The sequence below is a fragment of the Epilithonimonas sp. JDS genome, assembly GCF_021261315.1.
Lineage (GTDB): Bacteria > Bacteroidota > Bacteroidia > Flavobacteriales > Weeksellaceae > Epilithonimonas.
Genome location: NZ_JAJSAX010000004.1, coordinates 1 through 15235, shown reverse-complemented (window position 1 = coordinate 15235; position 15235 = coordinate 1). Strand labels below are relative to the sequence as shown.

Below are 15235 nucleotides of genomic sequence, written 5' to 3'. Positions count from 1 at the left end.
CTATCCGTTTTCATATTTTCAAAAGCATTATATTGATTTGACAATTGGTCAGGTCATTTGAACACGACCTGTGCTGATCTTCTGTTTAAAAAATAAGCAATGAGCAGATTGGGAACCCAGCATAACCAGGCCACAACAATGTAAGAATCGGCAGGGTCTCCTGTGATGGTTTTCAAAAAGGGATACCAAAGTCTAAGAGTAACGGCCGCAAATGTACAGGCATAGCTGTAGGTCATCAATTGTTTATGTAATATGACGTTGGAATTTCTTGCCTGTACTACTCCACTTATCGTCGTCACCAGCCAAATCAATCCCAGAGAGATAAACCCAATTGCTGATATAATTCCTCCATTGGCATAAAACCCCAGATATATTGCGGAAACCGAGCTAATAACCACAGCAATTGCATAGATCCTTCCCAGGAACCGGTGTATCCGGAGATACTTGCTTCGAAATGAACTTCCAAACTGACGCCAGCCAATGAATAATGCCAGTCCTCCAAAAATAATATGGACCCAAAATGCTGTTCTCCATAACATATTATGGAATACTTCAGGTAACTTAGAGTTGAGAAAAGTATGCTTATGTTCTACAAAGGCATACAATAATGGATAGACCCCTATAAGCAATGCCAAGACTGCCATCAATACAAATAATAATTTTCTCATTTCGAGGGATTAATTTTTTGTAAAAATGACAATTAAAAAGGTCTCAATCGTCCCACAATGAAAGGTGGCACCAACTTATTAAAACCTGTAATTCAATCAATTAAGTACTTTTATCGAAATTGGTTCTTCTTATTCCATATCGACCTTGTGACTTTTCAGAAATTCTCTGGGTGAAGAGTGCATGAACTTTTTAAAATTCCTGTTAAACGAAGTTTTTGAATTAAATCCACTTTCCAACGCAAGTGATAAGATCGTATACTTCGCATTCCCGGACAATAGTGCGATCCTTTTGAATTCTTCAATTCGCCGGCTATTGATAAAGTCATAAAAGTTTTTATTTTCAATAGAATTGATGGTCTGGGAAAGTGTATTGGGATGTACATCTAAAAGCTTTGCGACAGAATTCAGATTTAACTCCGGATTTTTATAGATCTTATCTACATCCATCAGAGCAACCAGTCTTGTATGGATATTCTGAATTGTCTCTTCGCCTGCAAAGTTTTTTTCATATTTTGAATTTGGCAAAGGAGATGTACCTATTGGATCTTCCGTAACTTCCGCTGATTCCTGAATCTGATGATCAAGAATTCCGACCCTGCTGATCCCAAAATACGCAGCCACTATGATGAAAACAGTAACCAAAGAAAAGATCAGAAGATCATTCTTTAAAATGACAGCAAACCATATCAATGCAATCCCTGCAATTAGATAATAGACCCAGTTCAGATTGATCTTCTCGGTATTGGAATATAATCCTGAGATCTTATTTCTATACTTTCTAATCGCGCTGATACTCATACCTACGTAAACAATTCCTGATATTACGATCAAGACCTTTATATAGATCCTCAACATTTTGTAGGCACCTCCTCCCTGTTGATAGATATTGATCTTGTCTTGTGAGGGCAGCAAAAAAAAATTGATCAGGATCAAATAGATACTGAAAACAGGAGCAATATGAAAAAGCCAAATATGCCTTTTGGGGGCACTACCGGTAAGGCATAGAACATACAGATAAAGCATAGGGCCGTGGATCAATGGAAATGGTATTTCAATTCCAAGTAAGTAAGGGAATTTCAGATATGTTTCTGACCAAAGCAACATAAAGAAGATGAGATGTATACCTATGATCATAAACCAAATTGCCAAAACATAGTCTGCCATGATCTTCTTTGCTTTTCCCAAAATAAGAAAAGATGAAAAACAAGCTATAAAGATCCCTGCCAGATAAAATACCGGAGGTAATGATTGTAAAACAAGATGATGCATCAACTTACGACATTATAATATAAATTCTAAAGATGCAATATTATTGATTTCATTCTTTTAAATTTATAATAAATTTACTTGTTTCTGATTTTTTAATACGAAAAACACGAATCAAAGATATCTTTCTTATCCAAGCTTGAGCGTTAAAGATTGCAGGAAGGTTCTCACATCTGACAGCATTTTCATTTCTTATAAAATTCTGCCAGTTCATAGGAAAATACAACGCTGGTTATTTTCCATTGACCATCAGTTTTGATAAGCTGCCAGAGTTCTTTTCCGTAATTCTTCATTTTTTTATGAGACCAAAAGGTGTAATCAAATATGACACTTGCAACGGCATCGTCATTGATGATCTGAACATTCTCAAACAATTCCTTCTTTTCCTCCTTTGTCATAATATACCTGAAAAAACTTCTGTAGGTATCGTGAAAATAGTTTTTTGTGTTTTTGGGATCAATTTCCTGAAGCTTATTCTGGCTTCATGGTCTGATAACACCTATCCAGTTGACAGGATCTTTATGGAACAGACTATGGAAAGTTGCTGAATCCTTTTTGATGATACTTTGGCTAAATTGTGCAACAACATTCTTGATCGCCTCTTTTTCCTGTTTGATGCTTTGAGCAACCGTAAGATTGAAAATTGCTACAAATACGAGTACATTAATTCTTTTCATGGGACCGGGTTTTTATAATTTTATTTTTAATGTAAGAAGAAGGTTTTTCAATGCTGTACAGATAAACTACACCCACGAGAATACACACTGAAAAGCAAATAACGAAAGCTAGAGTACCTGATACTGAAATAATGGTTCTGTCCAAAAACATCTGTACAATATGAATGACACCTTTGTGTGACAGATAAATTGAATAGGATAACAACGCCAGCTTTGATGTGAAAAAATTGTTTTTACTCCCCAAAAACGTAGAAGAAGAAATGGCTCCAAGCAATAAAATCCCATAACTAACGGCCACAAAAGTAAATCCGAAAATTGAAGCGCCCTGTGAATACTGATCTCTGCAAAAACAAAGAGAAATAGATACTGAAAGCAGGCCCGCAATCAGAAAAAAAACACCTCTTTTATCAATCAGATTTTTAAATTTTACAGAAAACTGAAAAAACCAGGCTATCAAAACACCAATTGCAAGCCCGTCAAATCTTGTGTAGGTCGGATAATAGATCTTCATATACCACACCTTCCAGAAGTTGGGACTGTTAAGGTTGGGAATGATGAATTCATTCCACGAAAAATGCCGGAATAAAATGGATGCTATAATGACAATTAGGACTCCATATTTTAGATAATGTATAGACTTTGCTTTGATAAAAAATAAGATGATTAATGGGAGAAGCAGGTAAAATTGCTCTTCTATACATAATGACCAGGCGTGAGAAAAAGTTCCTTTATTGATAACATCCAGCCCGTAATTCTGAGTAAAAGAAATGAATTTCCAAAATGAAGGCAGAGCTTCCCTTTCCCGGAATGCCGGAATGCAGAAATACAGGAACAATGTAAAAATGTAAGGTGGCATAATACGGAAAAACCTCTTGGTAAAGAAAGTCTTCAGCCGAATTGTATGATGTTCCCTTATTTCTATGAATAATTGATTGGCAATCAAAAAGCCGCTTATTACAAAAAACAGATCTACACCGCTCCACCCTATCCATCCAATATCATCAATCCAGGACGGATGTTGAAACATTCTGTAATGGTACAGGAATACCAATAAAATAGCGAGTGCACGGAGATGGTCCAGTCCGATAAATTTAATATTGTGCATATATTTTTTTTGCGAAATTCATTCAATTCAATTAAATTTTAATCAATGATATGCAGACCGCACTCATGTGAATTTATATACAATAATTTTACTTTCAAACGCAAAAAATTGCCGTCTGCATCATCATCTCTTTCTTTCACAAATACTTGTATCGGGAAACATTTTTAATTTCTATTTTTGATGATTATGAACAAAACCCGGAACTTGAAACCTAAAAAAGAACTCGGCTATCAAATCATATTTTGGGTCGCATTATTTCTTTTTGGAGTTGCGAAAAATTATGGAGAGCACGATCATCTTAATTTTAAAGCGTTATTTTACTATGATCTCTGCCACTGGATATTTCAGATCATTGGGGCAAATTTTATCTATTTTGTACTGATCAGAAAGTATTTCGATTCCAAGAGATACACTTTGTTTTTTATTTACCTTTTTGTGAGTCTGTATATTTTAGGCGTCCTGAATCGAATCTTCATTGTTTACGCTGCAGAACCGTTCTTTGCAGATTATCCGAAAGACAGCATTGCTGACATTTTCTCTGATATAAAATATCTTTTGTTTCATTATATCTTCACGATCATTTCCGGTTCTTTTATTTTTGTATCCATCATGTTTATCCTGCGCTATAAAAATGAGAAACACAGTCGGCTGCAAATTCAAAAAGAAAAAACTGAACTGGAACTTAAGGTTTTAAAATCGCAGCTTAATCCACATTTTTTATTTAATACACTCAACAATATTTATTCTTTGGCCATTTCTAATTCTGCTGCCACGGCCCAATCGATCAGCCGGCTGTCAGATATACTGGACTATGTTCTTGCCAGAGGACAGGAAAAGATGGTCAGTGCTGCTGAAGAATTAAAAATCATTAAAGATTATGTTGAGCTTGAAAAATTGAGATATGATGAACGGCTGACCGTAAACCAGTCTGAAAACATTGAGTTTCCGGCATTTATTCCCCCATTGTTGTACCTCTCCTTAGTTGAGAATGCTTTTAAACACGGTGCAGAAAAAACAAGTGGTGATATTGAAATTAATATCTCTCTGTTTACTGACCGTAATTTTGCTACATTTAAAGTGGAAAACCATTTTTATGAAAAAGCAGCTGATGAAAGGATCGGAATCGGACTGAATAACATCAAAAAACAACTGGAATTATATTATACCGATAGACACTCTTTGGAAATCGAAAAATTTGGAAATCGATTTTCGGTAAAACTAACTACTCCTTTACATTATGATCAATTGTATAATCATCGACGATGAGCCATTAGCGATCAAGCTATTGGAAAACCACATTTCTAAAATTGGGGAGATGAAAGTTGTGGGAATAGGAAAAAATGCACTGGAAGCTTACAGGATCTTACAGCAGGAATCCGTCGATCTGATGTATTTGGATATTCAGATGCCGGACCTGAACGGAATTGAATTTCTCAGGTCATTAAATAAAAAACCGAAAACAATTTTCACAACCGCTTACCGTGAATATGCCGTTGAAGGATTTGAGTTGGAAGCCGTCGATTACTTATTGAAACCTATTACATTTGAACGGTTTTTTAAATCGGCAGAACGAATATTAAGAACTATTAAAAAAGACAATGATGAAGATTTTGTGATTTTAAAATCGGGAGGATTCAATATGAAGATCTTGTTGAAAGATATCATCTACTTTGAAAGCGATGGAAACGACATAAAAATTCATCTTATTAATGAATGTATCATCGTTCCCAAAATGACCATCTCTGAGCTTGCAGCAAATCTGCTGAACAAAGGCTTCATAAGAATTCACCGTTCGTTTATGGTCAATACCGCCCATATCACGGCAATCAGCAATCAGGAAATTTTGGCGGGAAAAATATCGATTCCTTTGGGACGTAGTTATAAAAAGGAATTCGAAGACTTTGCAAAGATATTTTTGGCAAAACGTTCTTTTTAGACAATCACTTACGATTTAATTAATATTAAATTTACTACTTTGTATTGCATAGTATTAATAAATAAATATATCTTTGCATAAAATCACACCACTATGCAAAAATTATTGTTATTATGCCTGACTGTTTTGCTTTCCGTTACTGTAAATGCACAGAATTTCGATCGAAAAATTGACAGTTTAATTCAATCTGAATTTAAGGAAACCAATGGGCCGGGTGGCGTTTTCCTTATTGCAAAAAAAGGGAAACCCGTCTATGAAAAAGCCTTCGGAATGGCCAATCTGGAATTGGAGTCAAAACTGAACACGAACAGTGTTTTCCAGATCGGTTCTATGACCAAACAGTTTACAGCAATTGCTATTCTGATGTTGGAAGAGCAAGGGAAATTAAAAGTAAGTGATCCTGTTTCCAAATATATTCCTTCATACCCTAATGGAGATAAGATCACCATTCATCATCTTTTGGCTCACACTTCCGGTATCAAGGATTTTACGAAAATGAAGACCTTACAGGACATTGCTCAAAAGGAAATGACACCGGAACAGATGGTTGACTTCTTTAAGAATGATCCTGTGGATTTCGCTCCCGGAGAAAAATTCGAATATAATAATTCAGGATACGTGGTTTTGGGTTATATCATTGAGTTGGCATCTGGAGAAACATACGAAGATTTTATCAAAAAGAATATATTTGATAAGGCTGGAATGACTAATTCTTATTACGCCAGTGACAGAAAAATCATCAAAAACAGAGCATTTGGCTATCACAAGAAAAGTACCGGTTACGTCAATAAAACAGTCATTAATTTCAGCGTTCCTTTTTCTTCAGGTTCATTGATGTCAACTTTGGATGATATGCTGAAATGGCAGAATGCTTTAAATAAAAACCTTCTATTAAATTCTAAAGAAGAAACAAAAGCTTTTACCAAGTACAAACTCAATAACGGTCAGGAAATAGAATACGGCTATGGTTGGCATTTGAAGAATATCAGCGGAATTCCTACTCGTGAACACGGCGGAAGTATATTCGGATTCAAATCGATGGCTGTTTATATTCCAAGTGAAGATATTTATGTGCTTGGATTCAGCAATTGTGACTGCAACTCTCCCACTCAGCTGGTAAAAGATATGGCTAAACTGGCTCTTGAAAATCTAAAAAAATAATTCATGCCGATTTTTCAGCAATTACCAATCAAAAGACATTGATATGATGAAAAAACTTAATAAAAAACTTTTACTGATCAGTTGCCTGACTGCCCTATTTTGCATCCAAAATCTGTCGGCACAAATTAGTACCCATATTAAAAATGATAAAAAGAACTCCATTGACAGCCTTATCGAAAAGAAAATGAATCAGGCGGGAATCATCGGCATCGGAGCCGCTATTATCATCGACAAAAAACTGGTCTGGACAAACGGTTATGGTTTTGCAGACAAAGAAAATAAAATTCCTTTTTCTCCCACGACCATTATGAACATTGCTTCCATAAGCAAAACTTTTACAGGATTCTGCATCATGAAAGCGATCGAGGAAGGAAAGGTCGACCTTGATGAAGATATCAACCATTATCTGCCTTTCAAAGTCACCAATCCCAATTTTCCCGATGAGAAAATTACCTTGAGACATCTGGCGACCCATACTTCGGGTTTGGCAGACCGATATCCTTTTTATACCGACAGTACTTATGTTTCTAACGGTCAAAAACCAGAACCTTTAGGTGATTTTTTGAAAAACTATTTTGTAAAAGGTGGTAAACATTACAATAAAGAGAATTTTCTAAAGTCAAAACCCGGTACAAATCGTGACTATTCCAATATAGGCGCAGGGCTTGCCGGCTATATCATTGAGTTGAAAACGGGACAAAAACTCAATGAATACAGTAAAAAATATATTTTCAAACCTTTAAAGATGAAAAATTCGGGTTGGAATCTGTCCGAAATCAATTTAAAAAACCACTCCAAACTTTATCAAAAGGAAGACGGTAAAATAAAGTCAATACCGCTGTATGAAGGTATAACCTATCCAGATGGCGGTGTACGGACTTCTGTAGATGAGCTTTCAAGATTTTTTATCACCCTGCTGAATGATGGAAAATACAATAACAAGAGATTACTAAAGAAAGAATTGGCAGAAGAAATGCTCCGTTTTCAGTTCACAGAATCTAATAAACCTGACAATGTCAAACCTGATAAGCTTAATTCAGGAATTTTCTGGGCAACAAAAATGGGAGGCAAAAGAATTGGACACAATGGTTCTGATCCGGGCGTAAGAACATTTATGCTTTCTGACCTAAACAAAGAAATAGCTGTGATTGTATTTTTCAACACTTCATTAAGTGAAGCCGATGAAAATAAATTTTTCGATATCTATGAAGACTTGTATAAATATGGTTTTGAATTGAAATCAAAGTTATTGAAGAACTAGTCCTAAAAATAACAATCTTTTGTAAGACAAGCTTATTTTCAAGCTATATTTGATCTTTCAAAAACGCCCTTGAAATTACTAAAAAACTGAGATTAAACCTTAATTAGCCGACAAAAATCATCCCTAACATTATATTCTAATTTCACCTCTATAAAAAATAACTATGAAAAGATTAATATTCACCTACAGCATTTGTCTAGTATTCATCTTATTATCTTCTAAAACGAACGCGCAAATTCCTTTTGAGGTCAACAGTAACGGACACATTATCATCAAAGCAAAAATCAATAATGTGGAAGGAAAATTCATTCTTGATACCGGAGCAGGTCTCAATGCTATTTTCACAAAATTTTCCAATAAGATCAAAAATGAAAAGACCCCTAATTTTTTTGTCGGACACAGAGCAACTGGTGAAGAACTGAACGTAGACTTATATAACGCCAAAAGTATGGAGATCAACAATAAAGAATTCAGTGATCAGCAATACACGATTGTTGATCTGGAATTTGGAGATATTGATGGGATGATCTCATTGCAACCTTTCAGAAATACACCCATTACAATTGACTATAACAACAAAAAAATACTTTTCAACAAATCTACAAAAGGGGAAAAGAGCATTGATATCCAAATAGCAGATTATGCAGGGAAAGCGATTGATATTTTCACCTACGTAGAGTTGAATGACACTCTGAAGATCCAAACATTATTGGACAGCGGTGCCGGAAAAAATTCCTTTTGGTTCAGTTCCAAATTAATGGAAGTTTTAAAACTAAACAAAGCAGATTTTAAAGCAGTTCCTATTAAAAGCGACTTCAAGAAAGAAAATAATTATTATGTAGGAAAACTGTCAAAAATAAATACAACAAATAAACTACGCAAAGTAGAGAACTTAGATACTGCATTTATTGATGGATTGATCTATGAAGGGAAAACCAGCATTGACTGGCTGGGTCATGTTCTGACCATTGATATTGCCAAGAAAAAAATATTTATTGCTGATTAAAAGTATCTAAGGTCATTAGCTATTGGAAGATTTGAAATCTTTTATATATTTGGTGATATTAAATCCATCGACCATGCTGGCAGAATTTGCAGATTTTTCTGATGCTGAAATACAGTTATTCAATAAAAATATCTGTAAAATGAAGCTGGACAAAAATGCGGTTCTAAGCAAAGAAGGTACTGTTTCGAAATCCATATTTTTTATTGTTAAAGGCTCTTTTTACAAACATTATCACGATGAAAAGCGTGATGAACAGATTATCATTGATCTGTTTATGGAAAACGAATGGGTATTCGACCATGAAAGCCTTATCAGTCAATTGCCTGCAACATCGACTATTAAAGCCTTTGAGCATTCCGAAGTTTTAGAATTGACATTAAATAGTCTCCATCATCTCATTAAGGAATCACAGAAATTTCTTCAATTTAATAAGCTTTTGAGTACAAAAACAAAAATGTCTTTTTTTGACAGAAATATAAATCCTGCTGAAAAATACAATCATTTGCTTAAGACCAAACCGAGGCTGATTCAGACATTCCCTTTAACAATGATCGCTTCCTATCTTAAGATCAGACCTGAAACTTTAAGCAGGGTAAGAGCCAATGTTTCTTTTTGATTTCGATCAAGTGTTGCTTTAAAAGATTATCGTCAATTTTGAATAAAAAAAAATATGATGACAAACATAATTCCCAAACTGCCGATGCGCAGCAAAGAAACTACCAGAAACTATTACGTTCAATTAGGATTTGAAGCTTCTGCAAATGATTTTGAAGGCTATCTTATGATGAAGAATGGCACTCTGGAAATTCACTTTTTTGAATTCAAAGATTTGATACCAACAGAAAATTATGGTCAGATCTATATCCGGACTTCTGATGTTGATGCTTTATACAACTATTTTTTAGGCAAGAATATTAATATCCATCCGGCAGGAAGTATAAGCGAAAAATCTTGGGGTCAGAAAGAATTTTCACTTCTTGACCCTGACAACAATTTAATCACATTCGGACAAGGCGCAGGATGAATTCATCACTGAAGTTATTTTATAATTTTCCCGCAAGATCATTAAGATCTTAAATACTATATTTACCCTTTACCATAATGAGTTTAAATATAAGAAGACAATTGACCCTGTTCATTGATGATCAGCAATCACAGGACATCGCAGACATTAGGAAAAGATATAATCCTGTTCAGTCTCGTTTGATCGGATCCCACGTCACACTTTGCCGTGAACATGAATTGGAAAATTTGGATCAGATCAAGGAGAACCTAAAATCTATTCATCTGGGTTCAATCTTTATTCATTTAGACAGGGTCGTTCGATTTTCAGATGGTAAAGGCGTGATGATCGCTGCAGATGAAATCAATCCTGGGTACCATCATTTACGACAGTTGGTTTTAAAAAATCTCGGTTTTGAAATTAAATTTCCACAACCTCACATTACCTTAATGCATCCTAGAAATTCTACGTGTACAGATGAAATTTTTAGTAAGATTAATAAAATAAATATTCCTGAAATGCTTTTCTTCACAGAAATTTCATTGATTGAGCAAGAAGGAGACAACGAATGGAAAATCATACAAACTTTTAAAATATAAGATTACTTCATAAATAAATCTTTGTATTTAGAGAGAACACAAAGACAGAAAAACCGTAAAGAGTATTTAGAAAATGACAGAATTTTTTGTAGGAAGCAGACAATTGACGATTAAAGATGAAATTAAAAATATTTCATTCCCCGTTTTAGTCCACTACCCGACCAATGAAATATCAAGACCTGTTTCATTTGGACCCTATCAGTTTTTTTAATTTTGCCTATATAACTTTTTAACCATGAAAAACCTATTTTCAGTCTTACTATTAATTTTATCCTGCAACGCACCGTCTCAAAGAAATACCCTCAAGTTCAATAAACAAGATTATATTGGGGAGTGGCCTTTTTCTGTCAATGAAATTGAAGTCTACTGTTCCGGTCTATAAATCTGGATTGACTTGATGACACTTATTCCTTAAGGATGTCGAATCGTTCCATGATCCTTTCCATCCAAACAATAAATTCTGTTCTTTCGATTTTCATAACGGTGATTTTTGATGTTAGTAATGATTTGAACAGTTGATCAACTTTTTATTGGGGTAAAGTTGGAAATTGAACATCATATAAAATCACTACCTTTCCGTAGTACCGAAAAGATTTTTTATAATTTCGGAACATCTATTTGGCAGTCAATCTTTGAAACAATGACACAGGTCCATAAAAAAAGCATTGATTTGACTGAATAGTCAGATCAATGCTTTCATCGTTCAAAATGATAAAGACTATGCTTTATCACTAATAATCAATAACTGGATCAAACAGTAGGTGATGATCCGCCATCTACTGAAATATTAGCTCCTGTGATATATTGGGATTCAGATGATGCCAGAAAAGCGACTATGTTGGCGACTTCACCGGGCTCCCCCATTCTTCCTATCGGCACGCCGACCTTATCAATAATATCTTGAAAGGTCTCTTCAAAACTAACTCCTGACTGCTGGGCTATATTTTTAACAAACTCATTCATTAGTGGTGTTTGAATGACTCCAGGAGACACCACATTTACTCTTACCCCTTTTGATCCGACTTCGCTCGCCAGCGCTTTGCTGTAGGCATTCAATGCTGCCTTGGCCGATGAGTAAGACATCGTCATATTCCAGATCGGCTGCCTTGCAGCTCCTGTGGATATATTGATAATCGAACCCTCTTTCTGCTTAAGCATAGCAGGTAAAAAAGCTTTATTGATTCGAACGGCTGACATAAAATTTAGTTCCCACTCTTTAAACCAATTTTCATCTTCCAACGTGCTGTAACCTCCTCCCGGTCCTAAATTGGCTCCGGCATTATTAACAATGATGTCGATTTTTTGATACTTTTCCAGTATTTCTTTTGCAATTTCTCCTGCGCTGTCTGCCTGGGTAAGATCAGCGGCAATAAAATGATGGCTTTCAGAAATGTCTTTAGCCTCTGTACGGGCAGTTATTATTACTGTCGCCCCGCTTGTACTCAATTTGTCGGCAATTGATCTGCCTATGCCTTTTGTACCGCCTGTTACCAGCGCGATTTTTCCCTTTAATGAATCATATATCATCGATTATATTTTAATATTGAGTTGCAAATCTATTTCCAATACTTTACTTTTGCAAGTAGTTACACGAATGTGCACTAATAACCTGTGTGTAACTTTTATTGTAAGTCAGATCATTATGGAAAAAGAAAAAATTGAAAAACCTCAAAATAAATGTGAACTCCAGAAAATATTGGATATTATCGGAGGAAAATGGTCGATGTCTATTATTTACGCACTGATTATGGGCAAAAAACGCTTTAAAGAATTAGAGAGGATGATCCCTGGGATCAGTACAAGAATGCTTGTCAAGGAACTGAAGAATATGGAACAAAATGATATTGTCAACCGGAATGCCTTTGCAACGGTACCGCCAACTGTTGAATATGCATTAACTGAGAAAGGCAGAAAACTGGAACCGATCATTCAAGAGTTACAGAAATGGGGAATTGAGTATGGAATCGCTGAAGATTAACCATAGCTCATTTTATTTTATCCTTAAATCTCTCTCTACGTCGTGATTTTAAATTGGTCTCTCTTTTCGGCTGGGAGACGCTTCAAAATATGATTCAGAATTGCAATCCAGACTGTAGACAACAATAAAGAGAGGCACGTTATTCCCAATCCTTCTTTGTACAGGCCGTATTCAATAATTCCTGCTTTATAGGCAACGGACAATGCCAAAATTCCGAATTCTCCTGTTTGCGATAGAAGTGCCCCTCCATACCAGCTTTCCTTCCAGTTATGTTTCAGGAAACGGAAGATAAGGGCAGACATAACGCTGTTGCTTACCAAAACGAATAATGTCCCCAAGAGGATAACAGGATAATTGGAAAAGAGATACTGAATGTCAAGACGAAGTCCTATAGAAACAAAAAAAAGCGTAACAAAAAAGATCTTGAAGGGCAGTAATGAATGCTCCAACCAGTTGAATACTTTAACTCTTCCTACAACAACACCGGCAATAAAGCTTCCCAAAGCCGCGCTTAACCCGATTTCCTCTGCAAGCAGGCCAAAGCCAAGGCAGATGAGCAAGCCGAAGAAGACCTGCAGGTCGTGATCATTTTCAATGGCTTTAAATGCTTTTGGAAGTGTAATTTCCTGTACAGTACGCACTTTCTTCAGGACATAAAAAACAGCAATACACAACAAAATCGGAAATAAGGTGCTGGTCACATTGAAGTCTTCATTATTCCAGGCTTTAAGCATTGTGAGAACGGGAGCTAAAAGCAGATCCTGGAAGATCAGCATATTGAGGATCACAATTCCGAACGTCGTTTGTAAAGTATGATGCTTTTTTAAAAACTCACTGACGACCGCCGTGCTGTTGAACATAAAAAGAATCGTGATCAGAAGGATGCTGTTTGATGAAAGTCCTGTGATGTAACCTACCAGCAAAGCACAGAGCATACTTAAAATTATTTTCAGGCTCTGTGCTATGATGGGCTTTATCAGCAGACTCCTGTTATCAGGTACGTTGATCTCCATTCCTAAGAAGAACATCAGGAAGAGAATTCCGATTTCCCCGACAACTTCGATCTCGTCAGGTTTTGTAAAGACACCTAAAACGTAAGGACCCAGAACTATTCCTGCAATGATGTAAGCAATCAGATAAGGCTGGTTGAATTTCTTGAGCAGGAATATGATCCCTAAAGTGATAAGGCTTAATAAACATACAGACCAGAGTAGTTCATTCATATACCGTATTTTTTAAAACATTAATAATGAATTGATTATCGTGACATATAAAATTGGTTTTCCTCACGGAAAACCAATTTGTAAAAGATCATATAATATTACTGAATCTCGATCAGCCTTCGGACTGGCTTTTTAGCCTCCTCAGTTTTTGGGATTGTGAGCTTTAAAACGCCGTTTTCGTACTTAGCTTCGATATGCTCTTCATCAACAACATCTTGTGCCAGTTCGAAAGTTCTCTGGAAAGACTGGTAGCTGAATTCTCTGCGGGTGTAATGTTCATTTTTTTCTTCTGTCTGATTTTTTTTAGCTGAAGAAATTGTGAGCAGATTAGCTTCCAGAGTTATTTGAAAATCTTGCTTTTCCATACCCGGCGCAGCGACTTCAACTTCAAAATTATGCTCATCCTCCTTGATATTAACAGAAGGAATTGTACTGAGCGTTGACGAATAATTGTTGTTGCCCCAGTTAAAAAGTTCGCGGCTAAAAAAGTCATCGAACAGTGTACGTGGATTTGCAGGGAGCAAACTGCCATTGTTTCTTACGATTGACATAATAAACGATTTTTTAAAAGTTAAACAATAATTAATGTGATCACATTTTGAAATTTTCAAACAATATACCAGCTAAAAAATTGGAAAAATTGTCAACTTCTGTATGAAAATTTGTCACCATCCCGATTTGATCAAGGAATGAGAATCATAATTTAACGTGTAGCTTTGATATCAGTATCTTTTCTGTTTTAGCACTTTTTTAAAGCTTTTTCTATTCAGTGATCATCAACATCCTCAGTCATAAGGTCACCTATTTCTTTGACACCATCTCCTGTATTCCTCTTGGCAACTCCTAGTGAGAAATATGCCAAGTGATAAATAGATGAAAATGATCGGTAAGTAAGATTTCTATGATCAATGCATTTAGGAACAACCAAGTGTAATAAGTTGGCCGCAGCAGTTGTCATGAGATTAGTTTATATTTATAAAATCTTATGAAAAAATTATTTACAACAAATAAAACCATTATGTTGTTATTCATAACAACATTTTCACAACTGCTGTCTGCTCAAAATAATTCGGACAGCATCGATATTTTCATCCGGGAGAAAATGACCCAAATGAAGATCCCCGGACTTCAGTTGGCAATAATTAAAAATGGAAAATTAGAAAAGCTTGACAGTTATGGTTTTGCGAATCTGGAACATCAGGTTCCCACCAATTCAAAAACAACTTTCTCTATCAACTCTATGACAAAAGCTTTTGTGGGAGTGGCAATCATGCAGTTACAGGAGCAAGGAAAATTAAAAGTCGCTGATCCAATTTCTTTATATGTTTCTGATATTCCAAACGAATGGAAAC

General features: G+C 35.5%; 18 protein-coding genes. 10 read left to right on the top strand and 8 right to left on the bottom strand.

Going from position 1 to position 15235, the window contains the following annotated elements; translation table 11 throughout:
- Positions 1 to 53: 53 nt before the first annotated feature.
- The 5 genes from LUD75_RS12240 to LUD75_RS12220 all read right to left on the bottom strand — a co-directional run bounded on the left by LUD75_RS12240 (position 54) and on the right by LUD75_RS12220 (position 3716).
- The gene (locus LUD75_RS12240; protein ID WP_232705978.1) at positions 54 to 539 is read right to left on the bottom strand and encodes a DUF2306 domain-containing protein; all 486 of its coding nucleotides are present in this window, start codon (positions 537 to 539) and stop codon (positions 54 to 56) included.
- A 258-nt stretch (positions 540 to 797) separates the two neighbouring features.
- The gene (locus LUD75_RS12235; protein ID WP_232705976.1) at positions 798 to 1832 is read right to left on the bottom strand and encodes a helix-turn-helix domain-containing protein; all 1035 of its coding nucleotides are present in this window, start codon (positions 1830 to 1832) and stop codon (positions 798 to 800) included.
- A gap of 287 nt (positions 1833 to 2119) precedes the next feature.
- Positions 2120 to 2332, bottom strand: coding sequence for a hypothetical protein (locus LUD75_RS12230; RefSeq protein ID WP_232705974.1), 213 nt, complete (start codon positions 2330 to 2332; stop codon positions 2120 to 2122).
- An 84-nt stretch (positions 2333 to 2416) separates the two neighbouring features.
- Positions 2417 to 2611: a hypothetical protein gene (locus tag LUD75_RS12225; RefSeq protein WP_232705973.1), complete on the bottom strand. Its 195-nt coding sequence runs from the start codon at positions 2609 to 2611 to the stop codon at positions 2417 to 2419.
- Positions 2598 to 3716 (bottom strand): acyltransferase, encoded by a 1119-nt coding sequence (locus LUD75_RS12220; protein ID WP_232705972.1) that lies wholly within the window; start codon positions 3714 to 3716, stop codon positions 2598 to 2600. The genes LUD75_RS12225 and LUD75_RS12220 overlap by 14 nt, the downstream gene beginning before the upstream one ends.
- A 186-nt stretch (positions 3717 to 3902) precedes the next feature.
- Between LUD75_RS12220 and LUD75_RS12215 the strand changes: the two genes are divergently transcribed.
- From LUD75_RS12215 to LUD75_RS12180, 8 genes are all read left to right on the top strand, one after another.
- Entirely contained in the window at positions 3903 to 4982 is a 1080-nt protein-coding gene (locus LUD75_RS12215) for a histidine kinase (RefSeq protein WP_232705971.1), read from the top strand.
- Positions 4954 to 5652: a LytTR family DNA-binding domain-containing protein gene (locus LUD75_RS12210; protein WP_232705970.1), complete on the top strand. Its 699-nt coding sequence runs from the start codon at positions 4954 to 4956 to the stop codon at positions 5650 to 5652. The genes LUD75_RS12215 and LUD75_RS12210 overlap by 29 nt, the downstream gene beginning before the upstream one ends.
- A 93-nt stretch (positions 5653 to 5745) precedes the next feature.
- Entirely contained in the window at positions 5746 to 6813 is a 1068-nt protein-coding gene (locus LUD75_RS12205; protein WP_232705969.1) for a serine hydrolase domain-containing protein, read from the top strand.
- Positions 6814 to 6856: 43 nt separating this feature from the next.
- The gene (locus LUD75_RS12200) at positions 6857 to 8074 is read left to right on the top strand and encodes a serine hydrolase domain-containing protein (RefSeq protein WP_232705967.1); all 1218 of its coding nucleotides are present in this window, start codon (positions 6857 to 6859) and stop codon (positions 8072 to 8074) included.
- Positions 8075 to 8237: 163 nt separating this feature from the next.
- On the top strand, positions 8238 to 9080 hold the full coding sequence (locus tag LUD75_RS12195) for an aspartyl protease family protein (RefSeq protein WP_232705965.1): 843 nt from the start codon (positions 8238 to 8240) through the stop codon (positions 9078 to 9080).
- Positions 9081 to 9153: 73 nt separating this feature from the next.
- Positions 9154 to 9696 carry a Crp/Fnr family transcriptional regulator gene (locus LUD75_RS12190; protein WP_232705963.1) on the top strand — a complete coding sequence of 181 codons (543 nt, stop codon included), beginning with the start codon at positions 9154 to 9156 and terminating at the stop codon, positions 9694 to 9696.
- Positions 9697 to 9750: 54 nt separating this feature from the next.
- Positions 9751 to 10104: a VOC family protein gene (locus LUD75_RS12185; protein WP_232705961.1), complete on the top strand. Its 354-nt coding sequence runs from the start codon at positions 9751 to 9753 to the stop codon at positions 10102 to 10104.
- 77 nt (positions 10105 to 10181) lie between these two features.
- Complete coding sequence (locus LUD75_RS12180; RefSeq protein ID WP_232705960.1) at positions 10182 to 10682, top strand: 2'-5' RNA ligase family protein; 501 nt, start codon at positions 10182 to 10184, stop codon at positions 10680 to 10682.
- Between the two features lie 750 nt (positions 10683 to 11432).
- Here the strand turns inward: LUD75_RS12180 and LUD75_RS12175 are convergent.
- Complete coding sequence (locus LUD75_RS12175) at positions 11433 to 12209, bottom strand: SDR family oxidoreductase (RefSeq protein WP_232705959.1); 777 nt, start codon at positions 12207 to 12209, stop codon at positions 11433 to 11435.
- A gap of 115 nt (positions 12210 to 12324) precedes the next feature.
- On the opposite strand from LUD75_RS12175, the gene LUD75_RS12170 reads away from it, so the two are divergent.
- The gene (locus LUD75_RS12170) at positions 12325 to 12660 is read left to right on the top strand and encodes a winged helix-turn-helix transcriptional regulator (RefSeq protein WP_232705958.1); all 336 of its coding nucleotides are present in this window, start codon (positions 12325 to 12327) and stop codon (positions 12658 to 12660) included.
- A gap of 35 nt (positions 12661 to 12695) precedes the next feature.
- On the opposite strand, the gene LUD75_RS12165 is transcribed toward LUD75_RS12170, so the two are convergent.
- Both LUD75_RS12165 and LUD75_RS12160 read right to left on the bottom strand, forming a co-directional pair.
- Complete coding sequence (locus tag LUD75_RS12165) at positions 12696 to 13883, bottom strand: cation:proton antiporter (protein ID WP_232705957.1); 1188 nt, start codon at positions 13881 to 13883, stop codon at positions 12696 to 12698.
- 98 nt (positions 13884 to 13981) lie between these two features.
- Positions 13982 to 14434 carry an Hsp20/alpha crystallin family protein gene (locus LUD75_RS12160; protein ID WP_232705956.1) on the bottom strand — a complete coding sequence of 151 codons (453 nt, stop codon included), beginning with the start codon at positions 14432 to 14434 and terminating at the stop codon, positions 13982 to 13984.
- A 434-nt stretch (positions 14435 to 14868) separates the two neighbouring features.
- Between LUD75_RS12160 and LUD75_RS12155 the strand changes: the two genes are divergently transcribed.
- On the top strand, positions 14869 to 15235 hold a 367-nt coding region (locus LUD75_RS12155), incomplete at its 3' end, for a serine hydrolase domain-containing protein (RefSeq protein ID WP_232705955.1).

What these genes read in the sequence shown, in the direction of transcription:
- LUD75_RS12240 (WP_232705978.1), bottom strand. Translation starts at nt 539, where the DNA reads ATGTTATGGAGAACAGCATTTTGGGTCCATATTATTTTTGGAGGACTG.
- LUD75_RS12235 (WP_232705976.1), bottom strand. Translation starts at nt 1,832, where the DNA reads ATGGCAGACTATGTTTTGGCAATTTGGTTTATGATCATAGGTATACAT.
- LUD75_RS12230 (WP_232705974.1), bottom strand. Translation starts at nt 2,332, where the DNA reads ATGACAAAGGAGGAAAAGAAGGAATTGTTTGAGAATGTTCAGATCATC.
- LUD75_RS12225 (WP_232705973.1), bottom strand. Translation starts at nt 2,611, where the DNA reads ATGAAAAGAATTAATGTACTCGTATTTGTAGCAATTTTCAATCTTACG.
- LUD75_RS12220 (WP_232705972.1), bottom strand. Translation starts at nt 3,716, where the DNA reads ATGCACAATATTAAATTTATCGGACTGGACCATCTCCGTGCACTCGCT.
- LUD75_RS12215 (WP_232705971.1), top strand. Translation starts at nt 3,903, where the DNA reads ATGAACAAAACCCGGAACTTGAAACCTAAAAAAGAACTCGGCTATCAA.
- LUD75_RS12210 (WP_232705970.1), top strand. Translation starts at nt 4,954, where the DNA reads ATGATCAATTGTATAATCATCGACGATGAGCCATTAGCGATCAAGCTA.
- LUD75_RS12205 (WP_232705969.1), top strand. Translation starts at nt 5,746, where the DNA reads ATGCAAAAATTATTGTTATTATGCCTGACTGTTTTGCTTTCCGTTACT.
- LUD75_RS12200 (WP_232705967.1), top strand. Translation starts at nt 6,857, where the DNA reads ATGATGAAAAAACTTAATAAAAAACTTTTACTGATCAGTTGCCTGACT.
- LUD75_RS12195 (WP_232705965.1), top strand. Translation starts at nt 8,238, where the DNA reads ATGAAAAGATTAATATTCACCTACAGCATTTGTCTAGTATTCATCTTA.
- LUD75_RS12190 (WP_232705963.1), top strand. Translation starts at nt 9,154, where the DNA reads ATGCTGGCAGAATTTGCAGATTTTTCTGATGCTGAAATACAGTTATTC.
- LUD75_RS12185 (WP_232705961.1), top strand. Translation starts at nt 9,751, where the DNA reads ATGATGACAAACATAATTCCCAAACTGCCGATGCGCAGCAAAGAAACT.
- LUD75_RS12180 (WP_232705960.1), top strand. Translation starts at nt 10,182, where the DNA reads ATGAGTTTAAATATAAGAAGACAATTGACCCTGTTCATTGATGATCAG.
- LUD75_RS12175 (WP_232705959.1), bottom strand. Translation starts at nt 12,209, where the DNA reads ATGATATATGATTCATTAAAGGGAAAAATCGCGCTGGTAACAGGCGGT.
- LUD75_RS12170 (WP_232705958.1), top strand. Translation starts at nt 12,325, where the DNA reads ATGGAAAAAGAAAAAATTGAAAAACCTCAAAATAAATGTGAACTCCAG.
- LUD75_RS12165 (WP_232705957.1), bottom strand. Translation starts at nt 13,883, where the DNA reads ATGAATGAACTACTCTGGTCTGTATGTTTATTAAGCCTTATCACTTTA.
- LUD75_RS12160 (WP_232705956.1), bottom strand. Translation starts at nt 14,434, where the DNA reads ATGTCAATCGTAAGAAACAATGGCAGTTTGCTCCCTGCAAATCCACGT.